Consider the following 6,551-nt stretch of genomic DNA (forward strand, 5'->3'; position numbering starts at 1 on the left):
GCAGCGCTCAGAACTATGGGGGGACTAATTTCCGGAATTCATCCCATACGTTTGAAATCTACTTTTATTGCCTCCGCTTCGGATTTCCATGCTTGAAACTTCTGTTGGATTTCGCGTCTCTGATTGAGCATCTGCCCTACCTCCACGACTTGCTGCCTGAGCTCAATATAGTTCCCAAAGAACATTTCCTTGAACTGGACAGAATTGATCAGTGTAAGCAGCTCCTCCCGCTGCTTCTCGAAATTGCTCACCATTTTGGCTATCGCATTCTGAAATTCGGTCTGGCGCTTATGCTCTTCCCAGCTATCCCATAGCTCAAACGCCAATCCTACTGCAGCAAGAGCCCCGTTCGCACCTTTGGCAAATTTGGTGGCACCCCAGGGCTTGAATTTAAGATACTTACCCAGGTCGACTCCAACGGACTTCGCGACATTCACAATGCCATCCCGGGCGGCCAAGACAGAGTCTTTATTAATGAACTTTCCGTTCAAGACATGGTTGACCCCCTGCTTGCCCAGCGACTTGATTGTGGTATTGAAGTGACTGACTTCGTTGTCAAAGCCAATCTGCATTTTTTCGACTTCCAGCGTAATTGGCTGAACCTGACGACTGAACTCATTCTGTAAGCGAGTGGCGATCACAATACCCTCAGAGCCGATTTCCCGCTCGAAGAAATCACCGAAGGTTTCGAGACTACAACCTTTCGCTTTGAGGATTAGGTCGGAAAAATATCGGACGACGAACTCCCGTAGCTCTATCCTCGCGTCTTCGATATCCCGCTCGGTAGTCGCCAGCTCAAGCTTCAAATGGCTATTTAGCTCATCCAGCTTGGTGACTTCCTGCGAGATCTTCTGGTCGTTCTCTATCGCTATCGGCAGCTGTTTGCTAAGAACATCGCGGATAACACTGGCGCGCATCTCTTCTGCAAGGGCGGCTGCACCACCGTTGTTATGAATCTTCTGCGCCGTCTCTGCCTGAAGCTCGGTAATATGTGACAGTTCTTTAAACTCATCGGGGTTCTGGAGCCAGTGGTCAGCGCCCAGATCAAACGGATTTGCCGCCACAGCAACTACCGATAGTTCTTTTTCTTCTTCATCGTCAAGCTCTATTGCCGCGCGAAGTCTACCAACGACGTTGTCATATTTAACTTTAAGGTTGTCCCGGTAGTCATCTTCATCTTCCACATCCGCTACTTCGTCGAAGCGGCTGAGTACGAATACTGTCCTGGGCAGAAGCCCCAAGCTCCGGAACAGCCAGGCCAGGTCGTCCTCGTGGCTCTCTTTGATCGGATTTGTCGGGTTCATGACATACAGAACCAGGTGTGCTTCGCTCACGTATTTCTTAGTAATGTCTTTATATTTTTCGATAGCCTGCTTCTCGGCGTTGTACTTTTCTTTGAAGCCAAACAGACCAGGGGTATCAATAAGTACAAAGTCCTCCCCCACCTCGTAGACCTTCACTTCATTAGAAGATTCACTGTGGCTGATTTTCATGCTGGACTTATCGAGCTGCTCCATCCAGGCGGCGGCAATAGACGTTTTACCCTCTGAAAAACCGCCGATGAGTGCAACCTTGAGCCGTTCGCCAGACACGGACTGTATGGCTGTTTGAAGCTTGGAACGCAGCTCTTGATCGATCGGAACCCCGGCCTTTTCACCTTGCGTCAAAAACTTCGAAAGCCTATTCAGCAGCTCCAGAGATTCGTTCTGCTGGCCTTTGAAAGTATTGAGAGTGTCTTTCATTTTAGCGCTCCTGTAGCTTCAATCATGCCCGACAAGGTCTTGATTTTTGTGTTCGACTTGTTAATGAGGTCGGCGAGGGTCCTCGCCTTGTTCACAGGCCTGGCGAGTGCCTGTTCAATACCACTGATTGTTTTTTCCATCTCTGGGAGTCCCTGTTTGAGACTTTCTTTCAGTGAATCGCGCAATTGGCCGGTTATATTTCTGAGGTTTTCATCAGCAGCTTTTCGTTGCTGTGCTTTTTTGTAACTGGAGCTTAGAAATCCACGCACGGCCTTGTATGCACCGATTGCAATACTGGCGGCTCCCATACCAATAACTAACCAGCTTGCTGGGTTCCACCACAGCAGAGCCCCACCAACGATTAGTGCCAGAAGGTTCGTCAATCGCAGACCATTGTCGATATCCAGTTTTAGGTCGAAGTCACGATCAATGTCAGCACTGGCAATCGTGGTGTAGATATCCGTCAACTCGCGACTTTTATCCTCGAAACGCTTAACTATTTTCTCAGTCTCCTTTCCAAAGCGTTCAATTTCCTTAGCCATCGCCTTCTTCAACCTTTCACTCAATCGCTCCTGATGGATTTCAATTAACTGCTTCAACTTGGTTTTAAAGGCGTCATTGCTAATATCGTCGTCAATTTCTGAATACACTTCGTTCAGAACATCGCTGTTGAAGCGATCAATCAATATCTCAGTGGATGATTCGAGACGTTTCCTGAATGATGAAAAGCCACTTCTGATTTGCTTCTTCGAACTCTGCTCACCAAGGTGGAGGTTTGATACCAACTCTGAAATTCCCTCTCCTACCTGCTCGAGGACGATAGCAGTCTTATCAAGAGCATCCTTCACCTTGAAAAGGTTGGCCCGTTGGATCTTTTGCTGACTTCCCTCCAGCAGACTGTCCTGTATAAGGCTGATAAATGCCACTACACCGGATAATTCGATCAGCTGTCCGGCTTCAAATTCGGATAGAGCTTTTTTGCTGCGTCTCGCGTTCTGTGTGTCGGGCGCAAAATGATCTGTTGCAGCTAAGAAAGCGGGTAGTGCGGTCAAAGGATGCACGCCCTGGAAATGCGATCCGAGCTGTTCCTCCATTTTTCCTTCAAGCTCCCGCAGACTAGCGCATTCATCTTCGGAGATCAGGGGACGATCTTTCAGCGCATACTTGGGATTTATTACTTTTTTATTGAAAACACACCAGACCTCCGTCGAAGCCCCCAGGTGCATTTTGATTTTCTCGAGGGTACCTTTCCGTCGCTTCGGATCCCCCGTTTGTGGAGGGGCGGGCTGGTTCGTAACGTAGAACACCGCATGGGCTGCCTGGAGGGCTTTTTCAATCTCCTCAGCGATCAGGCGTTCGGTACCTTCTATTCCTGGTACGTCGAGTAGTGCGAATTCTTGGCCAGCGACGCTTAAGTCGAATCGTTGCGTCGTTCGAGTAAAATCCGAACGGCCATCTCCTATAATTCTGCCGTCAGACAGAGCTTCAAGCTCTGGCAGGCGTTCCTTGAACCCCTGCAGTTTGTTCCTGGTGTCAGCCAACTGACTTTCCAGTCCTATTTTCTGTTCGTTCAGGGTCGACAGCTCGCTCTCGCATTCTGTTTCGATCTTGCGCAACTGTAGCTTTTCACGCGCAAAGGCCAGCTCCTCTTCCGTTTTCCGAAACAGGTGCAGAAACTTCTGCCACAAGGACGCCGTTCGTTTTTGCTCCAGTAACAGCTCACGATATTGGGTAATTTTGTTACTGGATTCCACACTTAGCTGTTCATATTTGGCAGACGTTTTTTCATATTCATCGCTGAGATCTTCAAGTGCTCGGCCGAGTCGCTCTGCCTCATGGTGGAGCCCGTCCAGTGCTTCAACTGTCAACCCGTGTTTGCTCTGGAATTCCCGGAACGCTTCCTGATCTTTCAGTTTGCTGGCTTCTTTCAGCAATATTCTCAGGGTCTCTATGATGGTGGATTTTCCGGCACCCGTTTCGCCATAAAACGCGATAGTGAATGTATCCCACTCAGCATTTGTCTCAAGTGCTTCCAGCTGACCCTGAAGGTTTGACCGATGCTTCTGGAGCAAGGCATGGGCCTCACGCTGAGCTACTTTCAATTGCTCATCATCTGACTCTGTGGTCAGTTCTCCGATAAGGCCATCCAGTTCAGCGTTAACCCCGTGATACAGTTCACGTGGATCATCTATATTCAGTTTCATGTAGTCATCTACTATTTTATTGCCTTCCCAAGCACTGCTTAATCTCTGATGTTAAACCTTGGCAAGGTTATTTAAAATCAAGGTGTTATTGTCTTCCATTTGAAACTTAACGTGTTCGCATGACTTCAGCATTTTACTCGCGGATTACCGTTGTGAGGAAAAACCGTGGAGGGGGCATGGCATGTGGCGGCAAGGCTACCGCCCTTGAATGTCAGCCTCCAGTCAGCTGCTTTTTACCGGCTTACCGGCGATATTGCACTGACATGACCCATGGGGGACTCTGACAAGTTTGTTGCCAAACGGCTATGTTAGCGAGCGATGCAGGATAGGGAAGCGGGAGATGATGGTTTTCTGGGCAAGATCAATAAATTAATCATCTTGAGCCGTGTTGCAGTCGAACATCCACAACGAAAGGGCTGATCTCCAAGGGCTGAAAATGGGAATGCGACCGTTTTGTGCACCGCGTAGCGAGCCCACTTAGTCACTGCCGGGCCGGGTCAGGTTCGCCATCAAGGATGATGGCGCAGCCGGATCAAGAGGCCTGTCATAGTTTCGCAGCTTGGCCTAGCAGCTTCCTCCTCCCTAGATGCCGGTCTCTCTGGTATGATGCGCCATCATTTAGCGACCGGTGACGACGCCAGTATCATGGCGGTCAGGCTGCCGGTACGGCCATTTTTCTTCGGGGCGCATTCGCGCGACCCGACCTACGGATCTTGAACATGAGCACTGAACTTATCTACGGCATTCACGCTGTATCCGCGCTGCTGGAGCGCACCCCAGAGCGCTTTATCGAAGTGTGGGCCCTCAAGGGGCGGGATGACGACCGGCTGCAACCTCTGCTGGCCGAGCTGGAATCCCTCGGCCTCAAGGTGCAGAGCGTGAACCGCAAGACCCTTGATGACAAAGCGGAAGGCAACAATCACCAGGGCATCATGGCCCGGGTGAAAGAGGCGCCGAAGCTGGCCGAGCACGATCTGGCCAGCCTGCTGGACGAGTTGGCGGCACAACAGAGCCAGCCCTTCCTGCTGGTGCTGGATGGCGTGACCGATCCGCACAATCTCGGCGCCTGCCTGCGCAGCGCTGATGCCGCCGGGGTGCACGCGGTGATCGTGCCGCGCGACAAGGCCACGGGTCTCACCCCGATCGTGCGCAAGGTTGCCTGTGGCGCCGCCGAAGTGGTGCCGCTCATTCAGGTCACCAACCTGGCCCGTACCCTGCGCGAATTGCAGGAGCGCGGCGTCTGGATTGTCGGCACCGCTGGCGAGGCCGATCACGACCTCTATCAGGCCAAACTGACCGGCCCGATGGCGCTGGTGATGGGTGCTGAAGGCAAGGGGATGCGCCGTCTGACCCGCGAGCACTGCGACGAGCTGGTGAGCATCCCGATGGCGGGGGCGGTATCCAGCCTCAACGTCTCGGTGGCAACCGGCGTCTGCCTGTTTGAAGCCGTACGCCAGCGCCGTGCTTGATCATGCTGACTGACAGACCCCCCTTCGATTGGGCGCAGGTCGCAGATAGAGAGGAGGCCGCGCGCCTCCTCTCTTTTGCCCGCCCGCTGACCCTCAGCCCGAAAAGCTGCCTCTGGCATGCTGGCGACAGCCCGGATCTGCTGGTCAGGGTGGAGCAGGGGCTGCTGCGGGCCAAGCTGGTGCTGGAGGATGGCCGCGAGTACATCAAGGAGTTCTACTGGGAGGGGGACGAGTTTCTCGACTTCCACCACCTGCTCAGTGGCGAGCCGGCCCGCTACAGCGTGGAGGCGCTGGAGCCCTGTCGTCTGCAGCTGTTCAGTCTGGCCGACCTGCGCCAGCTGCACGGCTGGCCGCGCTGGTACCAGCACCTGCTGGAGGTGCAGCTGCGCATCAAGGAGGAGAAGGAGCAGTTGCTGCTGACCGGCAGCCCGCAGGCGCGCTATCAGCACTTTCTCGACAGTTTTCCTGCTCTCGATGCCAGAGTGCCAGACCACCAGATTGCCGCCTATCTCGGTATCACTCCCATTAGTCTGAGCCGCATTCGCAAACGGCTGAAAGAACTTAACAAAGGTTAATGCAGGGCGCTGGCGCCACGATTATGCTGGCAGGCCGAACTGATAAGGAGTTGCCGATGAACTGGATCCTGAAACCCTGGTCTGAACTGACCACTGACGAGTTGTATGAGTTGCTGGCGCTGCGGGCCGAGGTGTTCGTGGTGGAGCAGACCTGCCCCTTTCAGGATCTGGACGGGCTCGATCGCCGCGAGGGGGTCTGGCACCTGCTCGGCTATCAGGGCGACCAGCTTGCTGCTTACGCGCGGATCATGGCGCCCGGCATCGGCGATGAGAGCGGCGCCGCCATCGGCCGGGTGGTGACCTCACCCAAGGCGCGCGGCGGCGGTCTCGGTCATAAGCTGATCGGCGAGGCGGTCAAGGCGTGCGAGGCGCGCTGGCCGACCCACAGCATTTGGCTGGGGGCGCAGGCCCATCTGCAAGGCTTCTATGGCCAACACGGTTTTGTGGCGGAAGGGGAAGGCTATCTCGAAGATGATATCCCCCATATGGGGATGCGCAGAGTGGTGGCATAACCACTCGTCAGAGTGATCCAGAATGCAGAAGGGCCATCCCGCGGGATGG

The 6,551-nt window shown here is 53.6% G+C and carries 5 protein-coding genes; 3 read left to right on the plus strand and 2 right to left on the minus strand.

Translation table 11 applies throughout. From position 1 onward, the window contains the following. Positions 1-38: 38 nt before the first annotated feature. Together AB5Y67_RS12280 and AB5Y67_RS12285 are read right to left on the minus strand one after the other, a co-directional pair. The gene (locus tag AB5Y67_RS12280; RefSeq protein WP_064341650.1) at positions 39-1,742 is read right to left on the minus strand and encodes a LeoA/HP0731 family dynamin-like GTPase; all 1,704 of its coding nucleotides are present in this window, start codon (positions 1,740-1,742) and stop codon (positions 39-41) included. Next, the gene (locus tag AB5Y67_RS12285) at positions 1,739-3,946 is read right to left on the minus strand and encodes an AAA family ATPase (protein ID WP_199427755.1); all 2,208 of its coding nucleotides are present in this window, start codon (positions 3,944-3,946) and stop codon (positions 1,739-1,741) included. Before AB5Y67_RS12285 ends, AB5Y67_RS12280 begins: the two co-directional genes overlap by 4 nt. Before the next feature lie 719 nt (positions 3,947-4,665). Here AB5Y67_RS12285 and rlmB point away from each other — a divergent pair. From rlmB to AB5Y67_RS12300, 3 genes are read left to right on the plus strand one after another with little or no spacing between them, the layout of a single operon-like run. After that, entirely contained in the window at positions 4,666-5,415 is a 750-nt protein-coding gene (gene rlmB / locus AB5Y67_RS12290; RefSeq protein WP_199427756.1) for a 23S rRNA (guanosine(2251)-2'-O)-methyltransferase RlmB, read from the plus strand. A gap of 2 nt (positions 5,416-5,417) precedes the next feature. Then, the gene (locus AB5Y67_RS12295; RefSeq protein ID WP_199427757.1) at positions 5,418-5,990 is read left to right on the plus strand and encodes a Crp/Fnr family transcriptional regulator; all 573 of its coding nucleotides are present in this window, start codon (positions 5,418-5,420) and stop codon (positions 5,988-5,990) included. 56 nt (positions 5,991-6,046) lie between these two features. Beyond that, a complete protein-coding gene (locus tag AB5Y67_RS12300; protein WP_005335818.1) occupies positions 6,047-6,502 on the plus strand; it encodes a GNAT family N-acetyltransferase in 456 nt (151 codons plus the stop codon). Positions 6,503-6,551: the final 49 nt, after the last annotated feature.

Source organism: Aeromonas sp. s12 (assembly GCF_040907925.1).
GTDB classification, from domain to species: Bacteria; Pseudomonadota; Gammaproteobacteria; order Enterobacterales; family Aeromonadaceae; genus Aeromonas; species Aeromonas veronii.